General features: G+C 34.7%; 20 protein-coding genes. 8 read left to right on the top strand and 12 right to left on the bottom strand.

All coding sequences use genetic code 11. From position 1 onward, the window contains the following. The first annotated feature begins 6 nt into the window (after positions 1-6). Positions 7-837 carry a sulfotransferase domain-containing protein gene (locus ACTIEI_RS14560; protein ID WP_439507013.1) on the top strand — a complete coding sequence of 277 codons (831 nt, stop codon included), beginning with the start codon at positions 7-9 and terminating at the stop codon, positions 835-837. Between the two features lie 27 nt (positions 838-864). On the opposite strand, the gene ACTIEI_RS14555 is transcribed toward ACTIEI_RS14560, so the two are convergent. The 5 genes from ACTIEI_RS14555 to cysC form a co-directional block, all read right to left on the bottom strand. Beyond that, positions 865-1,011, bottom strand: coding sequence for a hypothetical protein (locus ACTIEI_RS14555; RefSeq protein WP_439507012.1), 147 nt, complete (start codon positions 1,009-1,011; stop codon positions 865-867). A 79-nt stretch (positions 1,012-1,090) separates the two neighbouring features. Beyond that, entirely contained in the window at positions 1,091-2,875 is a 1,785-nt protein-coding gene (locus tag ACTIEI_RS14550; RefSeq protein ID WP_439507011.1) for an asparagine synthase-related protein, read from the bottom strand. A 21-nt stretch (positions 2,876-2,896) separates the two neighbouring features. Then, a complete protein-coding gene (locus ACTIEI_RS14545) occupies positions 2,897-3,313 on the bottom strand; it encodes a lasso peptide biosynthesis B2 protein (protein ID WP_439507010.1) in 417 nt (138 codons plus the stop codon). Positions 3,314-3,340: 27 nt separating this feature from the next. Next, on the bottom strand, positions 3,341-3,637 hold the full coding sequence (locus ACTIEI_RS14540) for a PqqD family peptide modification chaperone (protein WP_439507009.1): 297 nt from the start codon (positions 3,635-3,637) through the stop codon (positions 3,341-3,343). Continuing rightward, positions 3,634-4,497 carry an adenylyl-sulfate kinase gene (gene cysC / locus ACTIEI_RS14535; protein WP_439507008.1) on the bottom strand — a complete coding sequence of 288 codons (864 nt, stop codon included), beginning with the start codon at positions 4,495-4,497 and terminating at the stop codon, positions 3,634-3,636. The genes ACTIEI_RS14540 and cysC overlap by 4 nt, the downstream gene beginning before the upstream one ends. Before the next feature lie 53 nt (positions 4,498-4,550). On the opposite strand from cysC, the gene cysD reads away from it, so the two are divergent. Then, the gene (cysD, locus tag ACTIEI_RS14530; RefSeq protein WP_439507007.1) at positions 4,551-5,447 is read left to right on the top strand and encodes a sulfate adenylyltransferase subunit CysD; all 897 of its coding nucleotides are present in this window, start codon (positions 4,551-4,553) and stop codon (positions 5,445-5,447) included. 1 nt (position 5,448) lies between these two features. Continuing rightward, a complete protein-coding gene (locus tag ACTIEI_RS14525) occupies positions 5,449-6,630 on the top strand; it encodes a GTP-binding protein (protein ID WP_439507006.1) in 1,182 nt (393 codons plus the stop codon). On the opposite strand, the gene ACTIEI_RS14520 is transcribed toward ACTIEI_RS14525, so the two are convergent. Next, positions 6,617-7,759, bottom strand: coding sequence for an MFS transporter (locus tag ACTIEI_RS14520; RefSeq protein ID WP_439507005.1), 1,143 nt, complete (start codon positions 7,757-7,759; stop codon positions 6,617-6,619). The two genes, ACTIEI_RS14525 and ACTIEI_RS14520, sit on opposite strands and share 14 nt — an antisense overlap. 109 nt (positions 7,760-7,868) lie before the next feature. Between ACTIEI_RS14520 and aspS the strand changes: the two genes are divergently transcribed. Then, a complete protein-coding gene (aspS, locus tag ACTIEI_RS14515) occupies positions 7,869-9,695 on the top strand; it encodes an aspartate--tRNA ligase (protein WP_439507004.1) in 1,827 nt (608 codons plus the stop codon). A 103-nt stretch (positions 9,696-9,798) separates the two neighbouring features. Here aspS and ACTIEI_RS14510 read toward each other — a convergent pair whose 3' ends face one another. From ACTIEI_RS14510 to ACTIEI_RS14500, 3 genes are read right to left on the bottom strand one after another with little or no spacing between them, the layout of a single operon-like run. After that, positions 9,799-10,485: a hypothetical protein gene (locus ACTIEI_RS14510; protein ID WP_439507003.1), complete on the bottom strand. Its 687-nt coding sequence runs from the start codon at positions 10,483-10,485 to the stop codon at positions 9,799-9,801. A 10-nt stretch (positions 10,486-10,495) separates the two neighbouring features. Beyond that, positions 10,496-11,182, bottom strand: a complete 687-nt coding sequence (locus ACTIEI_RS14505) for a hypothetical protein (RefSeq protein WP_439507002.1) — start codon at positions 11,180-11,182, stop codon at positions 10,496-10,498. Next, complete coding sequence (locus ACTIEI_RS14500) at positions 11,179-11,517, bottom strand: PadR family transcriptional regulator (RefSeq protein ID WP_439507001.1); 339 nt, start codon at positions 11,515-11,517, stop codon at positions 11,179-11,181. The genes ACTIEI_RS14505 and ACTIEI_RS14500 overlap by 4 nt, the downstream gene beginning before the upstream one ends. A gap of 147 nt (positions 11,518-11,664) precedes the next feature. Here ACTIEI_RS14500 and ACTIEI_RS14495 point away from each other — a divergent pair, with 147 nt between their 5' ends. The 4 genes from ACTIEI_RS14495 (at position 11,665) to accC (ending at position 14,830) form a co-directional block, all read left to right on the top strand. Beyond that, positions 11,665-12,168, top strand: a complete 504-nt coding sequence (locus tag ACTIEI_RS14495; protein ID WP_439507000.1) for a hypothetical protein — start codon at positions 11,665-11,667, stop codon at positions 12,166-12,168. Positions 12,169-12,264: 96 nt separating this feature from the next. After that, entirely contained in the window at positions 12,265-12,831 is a 567-nt protein-coding gene (gene efp, locus ACTIEI_RS14490; protein ID WP_439506999.1) for an elongation factor P, read from the top strand. A gap of 155 nt (positions 12,832-12,986) precedes the next feature. Beyond that, positions 12,987-13,466 (top strand): acetyl-CoA carboxylase biotin carboxyl carrier protein, encoded by a 480-nt coding sequence (gene accB, locus ACTIEI_RS14485; protein ID WP_439506998.1) that lies wholly within the window; start codon positions 12,987-12,989, stop codon positions 13,464-13,466. Positions 13,467-13,492: 26 nt separating this feature from the next. Continuing rightward, positions 13,493-14,830: an acetyl-CoA carboxylase biotin carboxylase subunit gene (accC, locus tag ACTIEI_RS14480; protein WP_439506997.1), complete on the top strand. Its 1,338-nt coding sequence runs from the start codon at positions 13,493-13,495 to the stop codon at positions 14,828-14,830. Positions 14,831-14,920: 90 nt separating this feature from the next. Here accC and ACTIEI_RS14475 read toward each other — a convergent pair whose 3' ends face one another. The 3 genes from ACTIEI_RS14475 to ACTIEI_RS14465 all read right to left on the bottom strand — a co-directional run bounded on the left by ACTIEI_RS14475 (position 14,921) and on the right by ACTIEI_RS14465 (position 21,843). Further along, the gene (locus ACTIEI_RS14475; protein WP_439506996.1) at positions 14,921-15,307 is read right to left on the bottom strand and encodes a hypothetical protein; all 387 of its coding nucleotides are present in this window, start codon (positions 15,305-15,307) and stop codon (positions 14,921-14,923) included. Positions 15,308-15,399: 92 nt separating this feature from the next. Next, complete coding sequence (locus ACTIEI_RS14470; RefSeq protein ID WP_439506995.1) at positions 15,400-17,589, bottom strand: glutamine synthetase III family protein; 2,190 nt, start codon at positions 17,587-17,589, stop codon at positions 15,400-15,402. 117 nt (positions 17,590-17,706) lie between these two features. Next, a complete protein-coding gene (locus ACTIEI_RS14465) occupies positions 17,707-21,843 on the bottom strand; it encodes an SdrD B-like domain-containing protein (protein WP_439506994.1) in 4,137 nt (1,378 codons plus the stop codon). Positions 21,844-22,012 lie beyond the last annotated feature (169 nt).

Here is a 22,012-nt window from a genome sequence, read left to right as displayed (position 1 = left end):
TTTACAATGAAAAATATAGTATGGTTGGCTTCTTATCCGAAAAGTGGTAATACCTGGCTTAGGTTATTTCTATCTGCTTTGATGAATAATGATCAATTAAAATTGAATGAGTTTAAATCAGATGGTATTTTTTCTTCGAGAAGTATTTTTTCTTCATTTACCGATCTTGATTCAACCTACTTAACATTTGATGAGGTAAATAGGATGATACCTCATGTATATCAACAATTATCAAAAGAAAATGAACATAGGAATATTTTCTTAAAAATTCATGATGCATATTCTTTTAATACTATTCCATCAGGTAATACAAAGTGTGCTATTTACCTCGTTAGAAATCCATTAGACATCGTTGCTTCTTTTGCAAATCATTTGAATAAAAATATCCAACAAATCATCAATTTTATGATTGATGATAATGCTTGGCTTGTGAAACAAAATAATAATGAAAACGATCACAATTATTTCCCGCTTTTTATAGGCAATTGGAGCTATCATGTAGAATCATGGGCTTTTGCTCAATTACCCTTTCCTGTGAAAGTGATCAAATATGAGGATATGGTAAAAAATCCTTTATCCACATTTACCGAAATTGTCGATTTTATCGGAATTAGGGTTTCTCCACATGATATTTCAAAAGCAATCCAAGAAACTCATTTCAACAATCTTCGTAAAAAAGAAGCTGAAAAAGGATTTAGTGAAAGTAGTAAAAATGGAAATCCTTTTTTTAGATTTGGTAAAGCTGGTAGATGGAAAATAGAATTAACAAATGAGCAAGCTGAATGTATAATAAAGCAACATGCTAAAACAATGTCATTGTTTGATTATACCTATTAGCATGGTCTAATTTATTTTATTTAACATTTATGAAACCCCTGCATAAAGAGTATCACCACCTTCGGGTGGCCCCGGAATAGCACCAGATTTAATTTGATTCTCAGATATAATTTCTAGCTTCGGAGTTATCCATTCTAATTTCGCCTCATTGTTTTTTTCAATTTTTGTTTCCATATTGTAGATTTTATATTAAAGTGTTTCCAAATACAAGTTATGAATTTATTCTTATTTTAGAAAATTATAATAATTTTTTTCAGGATTTTATAATATATCTTAACATTTCTTCTATTGCTTTTTTGGGGCGCCCTTTTCTTTCTGGAGTCAATTCAAAGGGGGCAACACCTCCATTGAAACCAGTTTCAATGGATTTTTCTGCTCTTGTTATAATTTTATTTGGCAAAAAGGCCTTTGTCGCATTTAAAAATAGTGGCCTTCCCTTATATGGATATTTATATTTATATTCATCTGGTAAACTTATAAAAAACTGTAGAAGTCGAATATCTAGCAAGGGATATCTGACTTCATGATTAAAATAAATACCCATTTTTGTTTCTGCCTCGCTACGTATGCTTTTTTGGGATTTAAGAACATTATACCGTAAGAAATATTTATAAGAACGGAATGGACGGAAATATGCTAATTCCTTGTAAACAATTATTAATGGTATCCTTTCAATCCACCATGGGAGCTTAAAAATTTCGTTATTATTTCTTTTTTTTGTAGGTATAATAATTCCTTTTAGCAGTGATAATGGTATAAATAATAGAATAGGTATAAGAGGAATCAGACGATTAAACCCTTTATCTGAAGGATGTTGATCAGCTTTCAAGTATTTTATTAGTTTTTTTTGTTCTAAAAAATGTAAGAAATGGAATTGCCCTTTGTGTGACACCATTTCATCCCCTCCAAACCCAGATAATACTGTTCTAATTTTATGTTTCTGTATTTCTTTTTTGGATGATAATAACCAATCACCTGACCATTGTTCTAAACCATCATGAATTTCAGTTATTTTTTTTAGTTGTTCACTTGGATCTTGGTGATAGGGTTGGTCTATATAAAATGCATGTTTAATTTGATTGAAGTCGTTTGCAGATTTTATATACTCATATTCATCCTTTAATTCAGGATACTTTTGTTTTGATTCTTTAGAGAATACATTTGAAAAGGTAAATAATGACTTATTTTGGGCAACTAATATTGGTGCCGCTAATCCCGTAATTGCACTAGAATCAACTCCCCCACTTAATTCGGCACCAATTGGGTAGTCTGATCTTAATCTGCACTTAACTGCATTTTTTAATAATTCTTTTAACTGTTCAGCTGCTTCATCTTCAGTAATTGTAAGACTCTTCGTAACTTTCAAATCCCAATAACGCCATAATTTTAACTTGCCTTTTTTTAGACTTAAGCAATGAGCTGGTGCAAGTCGAAATATTTTTTTTGTGGTTGTTCTTGTACAGTCATATTCAAAATAAAACGCATTTCTAAATAAAATTCTTAAGTCGTATTTCGAAACAAATCCAGGATATGACATGATTCCCTTCTTTTCGGATGCGAATATCAATTTATCTCTATCATGGTAATAAAAAAAAGGTTTAATCCCCATTTGATCGCGTGCACAGAACAGCTCTTCTTGAATATGATCCCAAATTGCAAAGGCAAAATCACCAATTAAATGCGCTACACATTGTTCTTTAAATCTCTCAAATAATTTCAGAATAAGATAACTATCAGGTAGGGGGTTATTTTGATCTTGATGGAGACTAAGTAGTTCAAATAGTTCCTCTCTGTTATCAATTCTTGCGTCCGCTGTTATTGTAAACCTGTTTTCGGGATTACTAAAAGGAAGTTTTTCCTTTTTTGATTCAGGTGTATTCCATAGCATAAAATGACCAAATGCAACATTTTTAGTTTCGTTAAACCACTTTTGAGCATCATCCGCTTGCCAATGGTGCATCGCTTTATAAATAGCGTCAAATGCAATTGAATCAATGGGTTTGTTTTTTCTAGAAACAAGTCCTAAAATAGTGCTCATGATTAATTTTAAGAATGTTAATTAATTAAACGTTCCATTGATTGTGTATGTATTATTCTCTGATTCAGCACCAGTAAGAACAATATTATTATACTTTAGCCAAGCATGGCCTTCGATTAATAGTTCTTTTTTTCTGAAACCAATATACAACGTTGGCTTTAAACCTCGTCTGTTGAGCATTTGCTTACCAGTAAGTGATTGATTGAGGCAATTGGTTTCCCAAAAAGTGTAATGGTTCATCCTTTTTATTGCTGCTCTTATTTGTTTTAGTAAATAAAGTGTTTTTAAATCAACTTCGTAATATGGTATTTCTTTGCTAGAAATACATTTGCCTCTGAACTTATTCGAAAACTTTTGTTGTAATAAAATGGTTCCTGTTTTCATAAAAAGGCTTATCATTACCGCTTCTAGAAATAGTACAATTGGATAGAGCTTCATAGTTTAAACATTATTAGGAACTATCCATTAAATGGTTACTATTTCAAGCATTTTCTTTTCGTACAAGCTATCAAGTAATTTTTTTGTTTCTACTTCACAAACTGCTCTTTCAACTTCATAAGTGTCTATTAAATGTTGAATTAATTCACTGAAGCTGATGTTTTTTTCGAGTTTATCCCAAATCACCATTCCGATTTTATTCAATGAAAAATACGTGCCATCTTCTATGTCCATCATAACCATATCATCTCCCAAATTGCTGATTAAAAGATGTTCATCTTTTCTTTTGAGAGTAGTATTTTCTTGAAAAATTATTTGTGTCATTTTAGTTTATTTTCTTTTCTTAAATAATCAATTAAATCATTCATTAATGTTTCAACCGTTTTTTTATCAGCGTCTAATACTATTGAAGAATTCTTTGGTATTTCATAAGGGCTGTTTACGCCTGTAAAATCCTTAATTTCTCCTGATATAGCTCTTTTATATAGACCTTTTTTATCTCTTTCAATACATGTATCAAGTGAAGCATTTAAGTAGACTTCAATATATGAATCTTTTCCTATTATTTCCGTTACTGCTTTTCTGTCTTTTTCAAAAGGTGAGATAAGTGCAGCAATTACGATACTTCCAGATTCATTAAAAAGTTTTGCAATTTCTGCTATTCTTCTGGTATTTTCTTTTCTTCCCTCGGGAGTAAAACTAAGATCTCTATTTATGCCTCCTCTTGTATTGTCGCCATCCAATATAAAAGATTGATATCCATTATCAATAAGCCAAGTATTAAATAAGTTTGCAATGCTACTCTTGCCTGACCCAGATAAACCTGTTAGCCAAATAGTAAATGCCTTATGACCATTTAGTTCTTCTCTTTTCTCTTTTTGAATTGTAGGGGTTGTTTTATAAATATTATTTTGAATATCTATATTTTTATTTTGTTGTTTAATGATTTCCAACTGTCCAAATGGAATTCTAGCCCAAAGTCGCTCATGAATGAAATACAAAAAGATTTTAGTAGCCAATTCCAGCATCCCAATTTTTATTCCAACGGAAGGTTTCCCGGTTATCAAGAATCCAAGAATAGCTGTGTCTATTGATCCAAGAATTCGCCATGAAACAGCCTTAACAAAATGACGTTTTAGAGTTGGATCTTTTTTTACAGAATTTAATAATATATCTATTATCATTGTGTGACTAAGTTATTAAAATTTATGTTTTTGTTAAATTTAATTTGCGGTACGTGAAAAGAGATTATTTATATTTTCTTGAGCAAGAAGCAATTGAAATATTGTGGAAATGTGCTAAATTCAATAACCCATATATTCTTTTTAGTGGAGGGAAAGATTCGATTGTTTTACTGCAATTATCTATCAAAGCTTTTTTCCCAGCTAAAATTCCATTTAAGCTTTTGCACATTGATACTGGACACAATTTTCCTGAAACTTTATTATTCAGAGACCAACTTATCAAAAAGTATGGGCTCTCGCTTGAAGTTAAGTACGTAGCAGATACAATTAAGAAAAATGGTATTTTGGAACCCGAAGGAAAGACGCCTAGTAGGAATATGCTTCAGTCAATTACATTAATGGATGCTATACATGAATTAAAAGTTAATTGTTGTATTGGGGGAGGGAGAAGGGATGAAGAAAAAGCAAGAGCTAAAGAAAGAATCTTCTCTCTGCGATCTTATACCGGAGAATGGAATCCTTATATGCAACGACCTGAACCCTGGAATGAGTATAATATATGCATAAATTACAGCGAACAGATTCGGGCTTTCCCTATTTCAAATTTTACAGAACTTGATATTTGGAAATACATTGAAAGGGAAGGAATCGCGTTGCCATCTTTATATTTTGCTCATTTGCGTAAGGTTGTGCAAGTTGACAATAAATGGGTTGCTTTTTCACCTTATTTAAATCTCTCTAATGATGACATTATTGCTTCAAAAAAAGTTCGGTTTAGAACAATTGGGGATATGACTTGCACCGCGGCACTTGAGTCAAATGCTACTTCTTTAAAAGATATTATTCATGAAATAGAAACTTCACCAATCAGTGAAAGAGGTGCGACTAGACTAGATGACCAAATTTCAGACACTGCAATGGAAGATCGAAAGAAAAAAGGATATTTTTAATATGAAATCAAAAACGATAACAGTTGCCGGAAATGTTGATGATGGTAAAAGTACATTGGTTGGCAGAATCTTGTACGATACAAATAATATTAAGCAGGACATATTAGAAAACTTAAAAGTTCACTCTAATGGATCAACAGATCTTTCTAAGCTCACTGACGGATTAAAAAAAGAAAAGGATGGGAATATTACCATGGATATTGCTTATCGATATTTTTATAATAACGATATTAAGTTTACTCTAATTGATGCACCAGGTCACTCCGAATACACTAAATTTTTTTTTACAGGGGCTACTAAATGCGATATAGTCATTATTTTAATAGACATTACAAAAGGAATCAGTTCGCAGTCCGAAATGCACATGAGGCTTTCCTCCAAACTTCGCATTCCTCAGTGGATTTTAGTGATCAATAAGATGGATGCTTTTAATTTTCAAGAATCTAATTATAATTCAATTGTTACCCTTATTCAAAGCTTTCTTACCAATGTTAACTATAAGCCCATTATAAACTTTATTCCAATAAGTGCATTAAACGGGGATAATGTTTTAACCAGAAGTAAAAGCATGGAATGGTACAAAGATGAATCGCTATTAGATTTGCTTCATAAAGACATTGTAGAGGATAATCGTCAGGATTTAGTGAATCGAATATGCGTTATTGGTTTAGAACAACATAATGGCAAAACCATTTTGCGTTGCTCAGTACTAAATGGCGAATTGAATAAATCAACGATATATAAGTCTGTTTATACAGGATCTCTAGTTGAGATTTCACATATTTACCAAGGAGATCAAGAATATAGTCAACTGTTTGCTGGGGATAAAGCTAGTCTCATTATTAAAGGCAGTATAGTTAATTTAGAGGGTGATATTCTTGTTCCTTTTTCGGAAACTGTACCGTTTTTGCGTAATAATTGGAAATCACTCATATTTTGGATGGATGAGGAACCTGGGATTCCCCATAAAGTATATTGGATGCAAATGGGTTCTAGAAAATTCGAGGTTCAATTTAGTACAGAATGCAATGCTCAAATTTATGTTAACCAACTAAATGAAGTCTTTTTTAATTCAACTGAATTGTGTTTTATAGAACCTTTTGAAATGAATAAGGAAACAGGAAGGGCAATTTTAATTGACCCCGTAACTTTAAATACCGTTGCTGGGCTTATTCATTTTTGAGAAAACTAGCTAATATAGTCGTGCCAAATCCCAGTAAAGCAATCATCCCGAAAGACCATTGTAATCCAAATGCTTCTGCAATAAATCCAATTAATGGGGGACCAATAAAAAATCCAAAAAATCCGATACTTGAAACGGCTGCCAAAGCCATGCCAGCACTCATTTTTTCTGATTTACCTGCTTGACTATATACAATTGGCACTACGGAGGAAACCCCAAAACCTACCAATAAAAAACCAATAGTAGCAAAAACAAGGGTTGGAATAAATACAGCTAGGAGTAATCCAAGGGCAATCAAAATTCCGCTGCCTTGTAGAATTTCTTTTCTACCAAAACGCAATACCAGTCCATCGCCTAAAAATCTACCCAATGCCATAGTGCCCATAAATGCTGCGTAACCTAGCGTAACTAAACCTGGGGGTGCTTCAACAATTTTTTGAAAATAAATTCCACTCCAGTCGAACATGGTTCCTTCTGCCGCCATGCAACAAAAAGAAATCAATCCGAGTTTTAATAATACTGTATCTGGCTTTACGAATAAGGGCTGATTGCCAACAACAGCATCTTTTGGCATTCTTCCAAACTTCATGAGAAAGGCCAGTAAAATCATTAGTGTAGCAATTATTATGAAATGTTTTAGTGGATCTAAGCCCAAAGAAATCATTAGCGTTCCTACAGCTGCGCCCGTAAAACCAGCCATACTCCAGATTCCATGGAAAGAAGCCATGATAGAACGCCCATATAATTCTTCTACTGCAACTGCTTGTGTGTTTACAGCAATATTCATCATATTCCCAATTAATCCAAAGACGAAAAGTAAAGTAGTTAGGACAACTGTGGTAGAAGCATTGCCCAATAATAAAAGTATTAGAGGATAAATCAATGCAGCAATTAACATGACCGTTCGGCTACCTAATTTAGCCACTAACCATCCAGATATGGGTAAACTGACCATAGAACCAGCAGGTAATGCAAATAGTATTCCCCCTAATTCCGCATCATTTAATTGCAGTTTTAGTTTAATGTCTGGAATTCGACTAGCCCAACTAGCAAAAGTAATTCCTGCAATAAAAAAGTAACTCCCAATAGACCAACGATGGGTTCTTCGAGAAAGGGTATTTACGTTCATAACTTTAATTCAAGGGCAAAAATACCTCAATAAGACTACTTGACCCATTTAGGTTATATTTGCGCTTTTAAATGGCTATTTGGCCACTTGTATAAATTATTTTTTGCGTATGTATCGTACTAATACCTGTGGAGAATTAAGATTAGCAAATGCGGGTCAAGAAACTACTTTGGCTGGCTGGGTTCAAACTGTTCGAAAGTTTGGTGCTATCACTTTTGTTGATTTGAGAGACCGTTATGGAATTACTCAATTATTATTTGGGGAAGCTTTAACCGCTTTGTTAGATCAGCAGCCTTTAGGCCGTGAATATGTTTTGCAAGTGAAAGGAATTGTACAAGAAAGAAGTAGTAAGAATGCTAATATTCCAACTGGAGAAATTGAAATAGCTGTTACAGAATTTAAAGTATTGAATAAATCAGCGGTTCCTCCTTTTACCATACAAGATGATACAGATGGTGGAGATGATTTGAGAATGAAGTATCGCTTTTTAGATTTAAGACGAAATGCGGTTAAAAAGAATTTGGAATTGCGTTATGCGGTAAATAGATCTGCAAGAAATTATTTGCATGAAAATAGTTTCATGGATATTGAAACGCCTTTTTTGATTAAATCTACTCCTGAAGGTGCAAGAGATTTTGTAGTTCCTTCAAGAATGAATCCTGGACAGTTTTATGCATTGCCTCAAAGTCCACAAACTTTCAAACAGTTGTTGATGGTGAGTGGTTATGATCGATACTATCAAATCGTAAAATGTTTTAGAGATGAAGATTTACGAGCCGATCGTCAACCTGAGTTCACACAGATCGACTGTGAAATGGCATTTGTAGAACAAGAAGATATTTTGCAAATGTTTGAGGGTTTGGTGAAACGGATATTTAAAGACGTTAAAAATATTGATTATACCGAGCAAGTAGAGAGAATGTCTTGGGAAGATGCCATGTGGAATTATGGTAATGACAAACCCGATATTCGTTTTGGTATGAAGCTGTCTAATTTAAAATCCGCCTTTTTGAAGGATGGACAAATTCAAGCAACTGGAGCACTGATTAATGGTGCTGGTTTTGGGGTGTTTGATAATGCGGAAACAGTATTGGCTATTGCGGTACCTGGTTGTTCCGAATATACACGGAAGCAAACGGATGAATTAACAGAGTGGGTTAAGCGCCCACAAGTTGGCATGCAAGGGATGGTGTATATCAAATGCAATGTTGACGGCACTTACAAGAGTAGTGTAGATAAATTTTATTCAGAAGAAAAGTTGAAAGCCATTGCAGATTCTGCTGGAGCACAAGCTGGGGATTTGGTATTGATTCTTGCAGGAAGGGAAGAGCGTACACGTAAAGCCATATCTGATTTGCGTTTAGAAATGGGTAAGCGTTTGGGTATGCGCAAAGACGATGAATTCAAATTATTATGGGTAATGGATTTCCCATTGTTTGAATATGCCGAAGAAGAAAACCGTTGGGTAGCTAGACACCATCCATTCACTTCTCCTAAGCCAGATCATATTGAAGTGATGATCAATAACAATCCAGTTATTGAAAATGCAGATAAATATTTAGAACATCCTTATTCCAATATTAAAGCCAATGCTTATGATATGGTTTTAAACGGGAACGAAATTGGCGGAGGTTCAATTAGAATTTATCAACGACCATTACAAGAAAAAATGTTTGCAGCATTAGGAATGACCGAAGAAGAAGCCCAACATAAATTTGGATTTTTATTGGGTGCATTTGAATATGGGGCTCCACCACATGGAGGTATTGCATTTGGATTTGATCGATTATGTTCAATTTTAGGCGGTAGCGAAAGTATTAGAGACTTCATTGCCTTCCCTAAAAATAATAGTGGTAGAGACGTCATGCTAGATGCACCAAGCACTATAGATGATAAACAGTTTGATGAATTGCAGATTAAGTTGAATTTGAAATAAAATGTTTCTATTTATTTCTTAAGCAGGCAAACGCTAAGAAAATTAAATCATGCAAATAGAGCCGCTCCATTTAATTAGAGCGGCTTTTTTATGCTTAATTTTATTAGGCGAATGCGTTGGGGTATTGTTTCCTGATTTTGAATTGTGCCCGGATATATACCTGTTGCCATGCCAAGTTGAGTAAAATGACAAATGGCAGCAAGTAAAGGGCCATTTTATAAATGAATTGATAATAGTTGCCAGTAATTTCAAAAATCACTCCGAAAGAAATGAATAAATAGAAAATAGTGGGTACAATAAATGCTACATGATAAATACGAATAATAGTCATGCTGAGTAGTGTTCGCTTTTTTTCTCTGATATTAGCATTGGCTTGTTTCCCTTTTCCAAAACTGTAGGTGATATTTAAGAGATTGATTAAATGAATAAAGGAAGTAGCTATTTTATCAATAGAATGATTTTGGTCTAACCAAATAACAGCTGCTGCCAATAAGAATGTCACAGCAATTTTAGGTAGAGTCAGAAATTGCAACAATTCTGCTTGTAGTTGTTGTTTTATATTGCTTTTGATAGCGTTTGATTTTTCTTTGATAATACTTTCAAAAACGGATGAGTTAAATTTCTTTTTTATTGCATCAAATAATGTAGGGAATAGGCTGGGTTCAGTTAATCTTTCTTCAATGTAATTAACCATATGATCTGTTAACTCTAGTTCAACATCATAAAACTGTTTTCCAGTTTTTCTACAGTAATCGCTAACAAGTGAATATTGTTCTTTTGAAAGTTCCATACATATTTATTTAGGCAAATGCTTTGGGATAAAGTTTGAGGGCATTACTGTGTAGTTCCTTTACAAAATCTCGATGTGCTAGAATTGAAATAAAAATGACTAACATGAACAAGGAAATCATGGAATAAGCAAGGAAGTGCATTTGTTTTGCTTCTGCGAAATCAAAAACACTACTAGTAAAGAGTATTTGTACAAAAAATACTGTGTCTATGATTCCAGATAGTCGCTCATTAGTAAAAATCATTTCTTTTATTTGCTTTTTGAAAAGTCTATTTAGATGAAATGAATAAATAATTTCAAAAACAAAAAGTGAAACACCTAAAACAGCGAGAAAAACTCCTCTAAAATAATCTTGCGTTAAAAATCGACCCAATAATAATAGAAATGCATATATACAAACAGTCATTGCAATTTTTGGTACAGTGAAATAGGAAAAAAATAATTTCCATTTTTGTCTTCTACTTTTCTTACTTACCATTTCTATTCTTGTGGCAACTATATCAGCAAATCCCTTGATGCCAAAACCTGCGTACACTTGATCTAGCCCTTGATCAAAACTCAGCTTAGGGTTCATGTTCATTTTTTCTTCGATAGCTTCTGCTAAATGATCTACTAGCTCAACTTGTACATCATAGTAGTGAACATAGTGTTTTCTACAAAAAGCAAAGAGACTCTCGAATTGAGCATCTGTAATCATCCTATGGCTGTTTTAGGATTAACAATGAATTCTAGGCTTTGCATAAAAGCTTTCATTTCTTCCATTGCAAGCGATGTTTGTTTTTTACCTGCTTTGGTTAAACTGTAGTACTTGCGCATTCTATTGCCATTCATTTCTGTTTCTGTTTCTACAATACCCTGTTCCTCTAGTTTATGCAATAGTGGGTAAAGTGCGCCCTCTGTAATAGCCAATTCGCCCTTGGTAATCTCTTTGACCATTTGGGTCATCTGATAGCCATACATTCTGCCATTGTCTTTTAGTAGCCTTAACAAGATAGGTTCTAGGCAACCTTTATAGAGGGATGATTTCTTCATATACACTGTTTTGCTTTTCAAAAATACATCATTTTAAAATACATAAGAAAATTATGCATAAAAAATAAAGTATTCTATCAAGTCCCGGTTGAATCTGAACCCCTATTGATTATTCTTTACCTTTACATGCATTTACTCAACATATTTATGAAACAACTAACCATTTACAGAATACTCTCCTTTATTTTGGTTCCTATTGCTTTAATCATTGGATTTTTAGATCTCTTCGTTCTAATAATGGGATTGTCGGGCAACCCTGCTATGTTATTTATCGCTTTTGTGATGGCTTGCCTAGTCATTTATGTATTTGCCTCACTTAGATTCCTTTTGCACGGAATAGGAAATGAGCGTCCTTGTAAATCTTCTTTAAGGGATTGGATTAAGGTTAATGCCTATGGTACCTTATTTATTGCTGGTATGTTTTTTCTAAATTCAACTGGAGTGTTTTTTCTTGATAATATTCAATTAGAACAAATGTTATCTGAAGTGATGGAGCAACAGCCTGAATTAGCAGACAAAATTTCTATGGATACAATGATTCAACTGTTCAAAACAGTTGCATTAATCATGTTCTTTATCAGCATAACGGCCATTGTTCATGTTCAAATTGGTTTTAGACTGCTGCGTCAATACGCCTATCTGTTCAAATGACAACAATAATGCATTTTTATACCTTGTTTGTTGTTTCACTGCTATTTCCTACTTTTGCAGCCGTCTTATTTAGACTTTATATTTAAAAAATTATTTATGGCAACTACTTCCGACATTAGTCGTGGCATGATTCTTAAATTGGATGGTAACCTTTACTCTGTTGTTGAGTTTGGCGAAAATAAAACTGCAAGAGCCGCAGCTAAAGTTTGGGCCAAATTGAAGGGCGTAGATAATAAGCGCTCCATTGAAAAGACTTGGAATAGTGGTGAAAATATTTATCCAGTAAGAGTAGAAAAGAAGACCTTTCAGTATCTCTATAAAGATGAAACTGGATATAATTTAATGAATAATGAAACCTTTGAACAGATTGCCCTTTCTGAGGAAATGATTGATGCTCCTCAGTTTTTAATGGATGGTTCAGAAGTATTTGTTTTTATTAATACTGAAACCGAATTGCCAATAGGTGCTGAGTTGCCTGAAAAAATTGTTGTAAGAATTACTTATTGCGAACCAGGTTTAAAAGGCGATACAGCAACAAGAGCTTTAAAAGCAGCAACAATTGAGACTGGCGCAACAGTGATGGTGCCCCTATTTGTTGATCAAGATGAGTTGATACGCGTAAACACCAAGACAGGTGATTATGTAGAACGCGTTAAAGAATAATTTTTACCGGTTCATCCGGAAATCAATGACCTGATTCTATTCGTTTCAGGTCATTTTGTTTAGAATGAGAAAATACCTGTTTTTTAGTAAAAAAAGGCTATTTTGCCCCACATTTTCGCATAAACTAACTGATTTTACCCTTAAAACTGCCATTTATGGACTTAAAACAAATCCACGAATTAATCAAGATCATTAACAAAAGCAATATCGGAGAAATTAGTATTGAAGACAAGGATGGTAAAGTAACCATTAAGCAAAAGGAAGAGCCAGTGGTGAATGTTACTTCTGCACCAGCTCATCAAGTATATACTACTGCAGCTCCCGCTGTTACACCAGCTCCAGTAGCTGTTGATGCAGCTCCAGCCCCTGCTGCTGTAACTCCTAAAGCCGACAATTTGATTACGGTGAAGAGTCCTATGATTGGTACTTTTTACCGTAGACCTTCTCCAGACAAACCTATTCTTGCTGATGTAGGAACTGAAATAGCTCCGGGTAAAGTGCTTTGCATCATTGAAGCAATGAAATTATTCAATGAAATAGAGAGTGAAGTGAAAGGCACTATTGTAAAGGTGTTGGTTGAAGATGCCAGTCCCGTAGAATACGATCAGCCTTTATTCTTAGTAGAACCGGCTTAATCAATTCTTTACCAAAAAAATTGTACATGTTTAAAAAAATATTAATTGCTAATAGGGGAGAGATTGCATTGCGTGTAATCAGGACCTGTCGTGAAATGGGCATTAAAACTGTTGCTGTTTACTCAACTGCAGACAGAGAAAGCTTACACGTAAAGTTTGCTGATGAAGCTGTTTGTATTGGGAAACCTCAAAGCAGTGATTCTTATTTAAATATTGCTCATATAATGGCGGCAGCGGAGATAACTAACGCAGATGCCATTCATCCTGGATATGGATTTTTAGCAGAAAATGCTCGTTTCTCTCAAATTTGTGCTGATCACGGCATCAAGTTTATTGGTCCAACTCCTGATATGATCAATAAAATGGGGGATAAGATTACGGCAAAAGAAACTATGATAAGAGCAGGGGTTCCTGTTGTTCCAGGTGGAGAAGGGTTGTTGGAAAGTATCGAACAAACCAAATCTTTAGCAAAAGAAGTTGGCTACCCTGTAATTTTAAAAGCTACGGCTGGTGGTGGTGGTAAAGGGATGCGTGTTGTTTGGAGCGAGGAAGAGATAGAGAAAGCATACACGACTGCCAAGATGGAAGCAGCTGCCTCATTTAAAAATGATGGAATTTATATGGAGAAGTTCGTAGAGGAACCTCGTCATATAGAGATTCAAGTTGCCGGAGATCAGTATGGTAATGTTTGTCATTTAAGTGAGCGCGACTGTTCAATTCAGCGTCGTCACCAAAAGCTGGTTGAAGAATCTCCCTCTCCATTCATGACTGCAGATTTGCGTGCTAAAATGGGAGAAGCAGCTATAAAAGCAGCATCTGCAATTAATTATGAAAGCGTTGGAACTATAGAGTTCTTAGTTGATAAGCATCGTAATTTCTACTTCATGGAGATGAATACCCGTATTCAAGTAGAACATTGTGTAACAGAGGAAGTAGTAAGCTTCGATTTAATTAAAGAACAAATCAAGATTGCAATGGGTGAAAAAATTTCCGGAAGAAATTATGAACCAACCATGCATGCAATTGAATGTAGAATTAACGCAGAAGATCCATACAATGATTTTAGGCCATCACCTGGTAAAATTACTAACCTTTTCACTCCTGGTGGCCATGGTGTAAGAGTGGATAGTCATGTGTATGCAGGGTATGTAATTCCTCCTTACTATGATTCAATGATTGGGAAATTAATTACAGTTGCTCAAACTCGTGAAGAAGCTATTGACACCATGTATCGTGCCTTAAGTGAATATGTAATTGAAGGAGTAAAAACTACTATTCCATTTCACTTACAATTGATGCAAAATGAAGATTTTAGAAAAGGGAACTTTACTACAAAGTTTTTAGAATCATTTACCATGAAATAATTGATTGGTAGACTGTAATGCTATTTTAATGTAGAACAGTTGCTATTACAAAAAAGCCCCAATAATTAGTTGGGGCTTTTTTAATAGTATTTACTTAGATCCACCACCGCCTCTTTGCGGACGATTTTTTCTCATCTCTTCATAAAAATCATTAACTGATTTAATTTGATCATCAGTTAATGGAATGGCTTTAAACTTTTTTGTTTTTTCTTCATTCACTGTTTTCATTTTGGCTGCTCTTTCTTCTTCGCTAAGATCGCGCATGCCACGCATTTCTCCTTGACTCCATAATTGAATTTCCAAAACCTTATCAGCTTGAGCATCTGTTAATTTTGTTTTTTCAATAAGTCCTGGTTTAACACGTTGTTTCATCATTTCAAGCATTTGTGCTGGATCCATTTGTCCACCACCTTGTGCTTGCACGTTGTTAAATGTGCAGAAAAGCGCAAAAACGGCTAATGTGATTATTTTTTTCATTTTATTGATTGTTTATGTAAACAAAATAGTGGATTTTTTTAAATCCACTATTCGTTTATCGGTCAAAAGCTTATGTCGGTCGGCAGTCCTAATTAACGTAAGAACAACATTTCTCTGTATTTAGGTAAAGTCCAATATTCGTCATCTACTAAATGCTCTAATTTATCTACATGGTATCTTATTTCCTCAAAATACGTGCTCTTGATATTTTCGTACGCGATTGCTTTATCACGACTATGAACAATATTATTGGCTACTTTTCTAGCTTCAACCATTTCATACACTTTTGTATGAATAACAGAAATATGGTTGCTTATAAACTTCAAAATAGTTAATTGACTCGTGTAAGAGGATTCATCTAAGCCTGCTTCTTTTAATCCAGTTACATTCTTAATTAAATCGTTTTGGTATTTAATTGCTGCAGGTAAAATATGATTAATGGCTAAATCACCCATTACTCTTGCTTCAATTTGAACTGTCTTGATGTATTTTTCCAATTCAATTTCATACCTAGCTTCTAATTCAGAATGGGAGTAAATACCATTTGTTTGATAAAGCTTCATTGCTTTTTCTGTTACCATAGCATCTAATGCTACTGGGGTTGTTTTTAAATTAGGTAATCCTCTTCTTTCTGCCTCCTGATGCCATTCTTCGCTATATCCATCTCCTTCGAATAATACTTTTTTACTTGCAACAATGTATTGCTGAATCACATGCATAATTGCAATTTCTTTTTTCTCTCCTTTTTCAATTAAACCATCTACTTCAACTTTAAATTTCTTTAAAGTATCAGCCATAATGGTGTTCATAACGGTCATGGCATTAGCACAATTTGCAGAAGAACCTACTGCACGGAATTCAAATTTATTCCCAGTAAATGCAAACGGAGAAGTTCTGTTTCGATCGGTGTTGTCAAGCATTAATTCAGGTATACTGCGATGTAAGTCTAATTTCAAAATCGCTTCATCTTGCTCGTCAAATTTAGTACCTACTCTTGTTTCAACATCTGCCAAGACTTTTGATAAGTATTGTCCAACAAAAACCGATATAATTGCAGGAGGTGCTTCATTGGCTCCTAATCTATAATCATTGGATGCAGATGCAATTGCTGCTCTCATAATGTCTGCATTATCGTGAACAGCTTTAATAGTATTCACAAAGAAAGTCAAGAACATTAAATTGGTCTTAGGCGTTTTACCCGGAGCAAGTAAATTAACCCCTGTGTCAGTTGCTAAGCTCCAGTTATTATGCTTACCACTGCCATTAATACCAGCAAATGGTTTTTCGTGTTGAAGTACTACAAGGTTATGTCTTTTTGCTACTCTTTCCATTACATCCATCAAAAGGATATTGTGGTCAACTGCAATATTTACATCTTCAAAAATAGGAGCACACTCAAACTGAGCTGGTGCAACTTCATTATGGCGTGTACGTAAAGGGATACCTAATTTGTAAGCTTCTTGCTCGTAGTCTCTCATGAAAGCATACACTCTTTCTGGAATAGACCCAAAGTAATGGTCTTCCATTTGTTGTCCTTTTGCAGGTGCAGCACCAAAAACAGTTCTGCCACACTGAACAAGATCTGGTCTGGCAGTAGCGAGGCCAGCATCAATAACAAAATACTCTTGTTCCCAGCCTAATGTAGGAGTCACTTTCGTGACATTTTTATCAAAATAGTTACATACTTCAACAGCAGCTTTGTTTAATGCTTCAGTAGCTTTAAGTAAAGGAGCTTTATAGTCTAATGACTCACCTGTATATGATACAAAAAGGGTAGGAATGCATAAAGTTTTTCCTTTTCCAATCTCCATGATGAATGCTGGAGAAGATGGGTCCCATGCTGTATATCCACGAGCTTCAAATGTTGCTCTTAATCCACCACTTGGAAAAGAAGAAGCATCTGGTTCTTGTTGAATTAAAGCTGCTCCATCAAATTCTTCTATGGCAGTACCATCGCTCTTCAGTGTAAAGAAAGAGTCGTGTTTTTCAGCAGTAGTTCCAGTTAATGGCTGAAACCAGTGAGTGTAGTGAGTCACTCCCTTGCTTTCTGCCCAAGCTCTTATTCCATTGGCAATTTGACTGGCTACACTACGATCAATTTTTTTACCACCCCTTATGCTGGTAATTAAGCTTTTATATGCTTCATCGCTTAAGAATTCACGTGCAGTTTTTTGAGTAAATACGTTTTCCCCGAAAATTCCGGTGATTTTAGAACTGAATTGCGGTATAGAAGTTTCCGCATCTTTTGCAATACTGCTAATTGCGTTAAATCTTAAAGACATAATTTTTGATTTATTTATTACAAAAATAAGCCTATTTGTCGTTAAGAATTAAATCTTAGGAGCAAATAGGCTTAAAATGTGAATAAAAAACTCAAAAAATATTACATGTAATTTTTTTTAATATTTTCCTGATATGATTTTGGTCGCTTTATATTTAGAATTATCTGCTCCAATACCATCTAAATTAATTATCATTATTTTTTGCGAACCAGTATTGTCCATTACAACTTGTACAATGTTTTCTCCTCGCATTGCATTTACTTGCTTAGTAAATACAACTCTACCTGTTACCGCATCACTTATTTTTAATTGTAGTAACTTATCGGCATCGCTTTTAAAGCGAACATTAAATTGATTGCCTGTTACAGGGTTAGGGAATACATCAATACTTTTGACTTTTAAGCTATTGATATAATTGATGTCTTCTTTGCTGAATGAAATATTAGATAAGCCCAATTGGATATCAGTGGACTTGCCAGCATTAGGAGGAACAATTGTAAACACAATAGTAGTAATATCTTTCAAATCAATTTTAGCACTTGAAGCAATTGATTTGAAATCATCTAGTCCAATCATATACTCCTTAGAATCACTACTTATTGGCATGGTCAAACTGTATTGATCGTTCCATTGTTTTATTGATTCCTTTACAAGGGTAATTTTTAATGGAGCATTACCTAAAGCTTTGAATTTAATTGATTTGAATCCACTTAAATCTTCTGAAACTCCACCGGCCCTTAGCAACTTGTAAACAGTTAAATAGTCTGGTGTAATTCCAGCAATTTCTGCATTTCTAAATAAGTTAAACTCATCTTTTGCTCTAGTTGTGTTATCGTTTGTTACACCAAACTTTTTCAGGCTACTGGTATTAGTATTGTAATCTACGCCCCAAGCGCCGTCAGCCATAAATACCTGATCTTCTAATTTTCCATTTAGGAATAAATTAATATTTGATTCAAACAAATCACCAGTAGGAATTGAAACACTTGTAATGCCGTTGGCTGTTGCAGTAAATGGTATAGTTCTCTTTACTTTAGTAGTTGCTTGTTCATTAGCTCTATCTGTTATTTCAAAATAACCACTGGTTGCGTTAGTATTATTCTTAAATGTAAGAATAACGTTTTCATCTAATCTAGTTCCTTCGGTTACATAGACTTTTGGAAGACCTGCGGTATTAGGAACAGCAACAATTGGAAGTCCTGCGCTTAAGCGATTGATGATATCTGAAGCCATCTCAATTACCAAGCTAGGAGATCCAGCCCAAAGCTGAATATTAAACATCATTTCTTCAGGGGTATAATCTCTATTAAGCCAGTTTGATTGCAAAGTATATAGATTTCTTCCTGATTGAGCACCGATGATAAAGCTAGTTGCATATTCAATCTCGCCTTTATTATTTTTAAGATTGTATTGAACTAAATCGTAGCCTTTTACATTGATGGTGCCAAGTGAAATCAGTTCATAACCTTTTAACCTATCACATACTGCTTTGGTGTGATCATAAACTTGACCAACTGTTCTGGTTCCAAATGCAACAGCTTTTGAAACATTATTTCTTACAAAGTCAATTGATAAAATCTCTTTAGCATTAGTGATTGAAATGATATCATTTGGTGTAGATATAAATGATTGGTAGCCATTTGCTAATCTGGTAGGTAGAATATCTTGCAATTTCAATCCAGTTCCAACTGAAGCTCCTGCATAGCGATTGTATTGGTCTGGCTGTTGAGATTTGGTATAATCCACTGGTCCTTGCTCACTTTTAACCGCTCTGTTGTATACCCTGAATGCGATTGCATCTCCTAAGCTTTTGCTTTCTACACCGCCGCCGATACCACCACCCACACCACCGATGGTTACGAAGCCAAAGTCATAAGTGTGGTTGTTTTCACCAGCAATTCCTGAAGTAAAAGAAATTTCTGCATCGTTGTTATTCATTAATGCATCACTGTCTCTTAAATCTGCATCAGCATCTATTCCGCCATTATCCCTCACGGTTAATTCATATGTACTTAATGGGGCTTGAACGCTGCCACCGATTGCATTAGGAATACGTATAATAAAATTGGCGGTTGGTTGTAGTTGAGTGATATTATAAATGGCTGAAGTGGTATTTACACCATTAGGATCCGAAGAAAAAATATAGTTACCTTCTGCATCTGTAACAGCAGTAGCAATAACTGTACCTCCTTGAACCAATTGAACAGTTACTCCTGCAATTCCAAGTTCTTCTGCGTCTTGAACTCCATCTCCGTCTGCGTCGAACCATATCCTGTTCCCTATTTCAATAGGAGCGGGTGCACTGATGATTTCTAAATCACCCAAGCCATTTGCTTTACCAAATACACTCACATCACCACCTGTATACAAAACCTTTCCACTTTTGGCAACACCATTGTTGTTGTTATAATATCGAACTCCACCGGTATACCAATCTGTTATTGGGTCAAATGCGGTCGATATTAGCTCTTTCCCTGGAAAATTAAGTAAAGAACCCGTGCTATTTTCTTCGTGAGAAATATTGGTCTCTTTTCCTAATGCAGTATTGCCAATTCCTAATGAACCGCCTCTATTTTTTTCGTATCGATCGGTAAAATAAAATTCACCGCCACCAGGTCCTTCACCGTTTCCAGCACCTGCGGAAGAAGTATTACCATCATTACCATTATTTTCTAACGTAAAACCTGAATAATTTCCATTATTACTTGCTTTTAAAATATCGCCCGCAGCATTTCCTGTAAATAAAGTATTCACAAAAGTGCCCATGTTTTGATTTCCAGTTTGATGACCGGTACGATCCATGATACCTAAAATCATTGCTCCATCTGCTGGGTTGAATTCAATACTTGATAATATTGGCTGAGGATAAACAGCAGTACCAGCACTTCCTACAACAGTTAGTTCATCAAAATTTCTTGCCCAAGGATGCCATGAGCCATGACTAATTGTAGCTGCTGGAATTGTTCCATTAGGATCTTTGTAATCACTTGTACTATTGATGGCGAAGCCAGTATTTAAATTGGCCCTTCTATTAAAAGTGAGTGGTGCATCAAGCACAGTGGTAAAAGTTGCTGAACCTGGTGTTTCTGAAGCATTCACTTTTAGAACTACCATTTTTAGTTCATTTCTATTTACAGTAGAATTGTCTGGTTTAACACCATCTAACACTCCACCCACATATATAGCTCCTCTGTAAAATTTAACTGCAAAAGGTCTAAAGCTACTATTGCCTTCTGTAACTGGGAAGGAGTTGTATGACACAATTTGTGATGAATTGGTAGGAGCTGTTCCATTTACGCCAATATCAACTCTCCAAAGCTTACGGTCATTCAAATTAATCAAATACAAATATCTACCATCATCTGAAATAGCCATACCACCAATTCCTTTTTTACCTACCGCATCAAATGCTAATGCATCGTTACTAGGCAATCTCATATCACTAACCCCTGGCATTAAATCTCTTCCTAGAATAGAACCTGCATCAAATAAAGGATTTACAGCATTTAAATTGACAAAGTTTGCAGTATTCGATTTATTAGTAGTAGACTTAGCGTTATTGGTAACGTATATTCCGTTTAGTCCTAGAGGACCCATAGAAACGTGGCGCTTTACAAATGCAGCATAAAATAATTTATTGGCTTTTCTGCTATAGGCTGTAGCCCAAACTGATCCAATTTGTCCCATATCCGCAACAACCTTTGCAGGAGCTACGCCATCATCATAATCAAAAGCATAGCTAGCGTCTCCATTTTTTGCATTAAACCAATCTGCACTTGGGTTAATTTGATTATCGCCATTGGTATATGTTGGAACAATTATTCTCGCATTTAAATTGTCTATATAATCGCCTGGATAGTTAATACCAAAATCTGCAGTTGCAGAAGGTGCAGTAACAAATTGAACGCTTGTTTTATTGTTTGATCCAAATGGAGCAGTAAAATCAGCTGATTGCCAACCTGAAAATTCAAGTCTTACCTTGGTTGAAGCAGGAATGACGCCAGCAGTAAAACTATATGCACCGTTTGAACCTGAGGTAGTTGTTCCTAATAATATTCCTGCATTATTATAGGCTTTTACCGTGATTCCCGGAGCACCTGGTTCGTTGTAAGAGGCTGTGTTATTTTTTGCTCCATTTGCATTGAAGTCTCTATATACTACACCACTAACCTGAGCGTTTACATTTGTTTGTAATAAAGTTCCTATACATAAAAAGGAAGCAATAAGCAACACGCTCTGCTTATTGACGTTCATAGTATGTAACTTTAATGAGTAAAAATATTTCATATATAATAATGTGCTAGTTAGAAATTCGGATGTCCTATGTTATTTAAAATCTAAATAAAATTACAATTAAATAACGATTTTTTTAAATTTTTGAGTATAGATAGGGGTCTTAGGAAAAAAATACCAATCTGTTGGT

It is taken from the genome of Sediminibacterium sp., assembly GCF_051860225.1.
Taxonomy (GTDB): Bacteria; Bacteroidota; Bacteroidia; order Chitinophagales; family Chitinophagaceae; genus Sediminibacterium.
The sequence above is the reverse complement of the archived record's forward strand: the minus strand, read 5'-3'. Positions and strand labels throughout refer to the sequence as shown.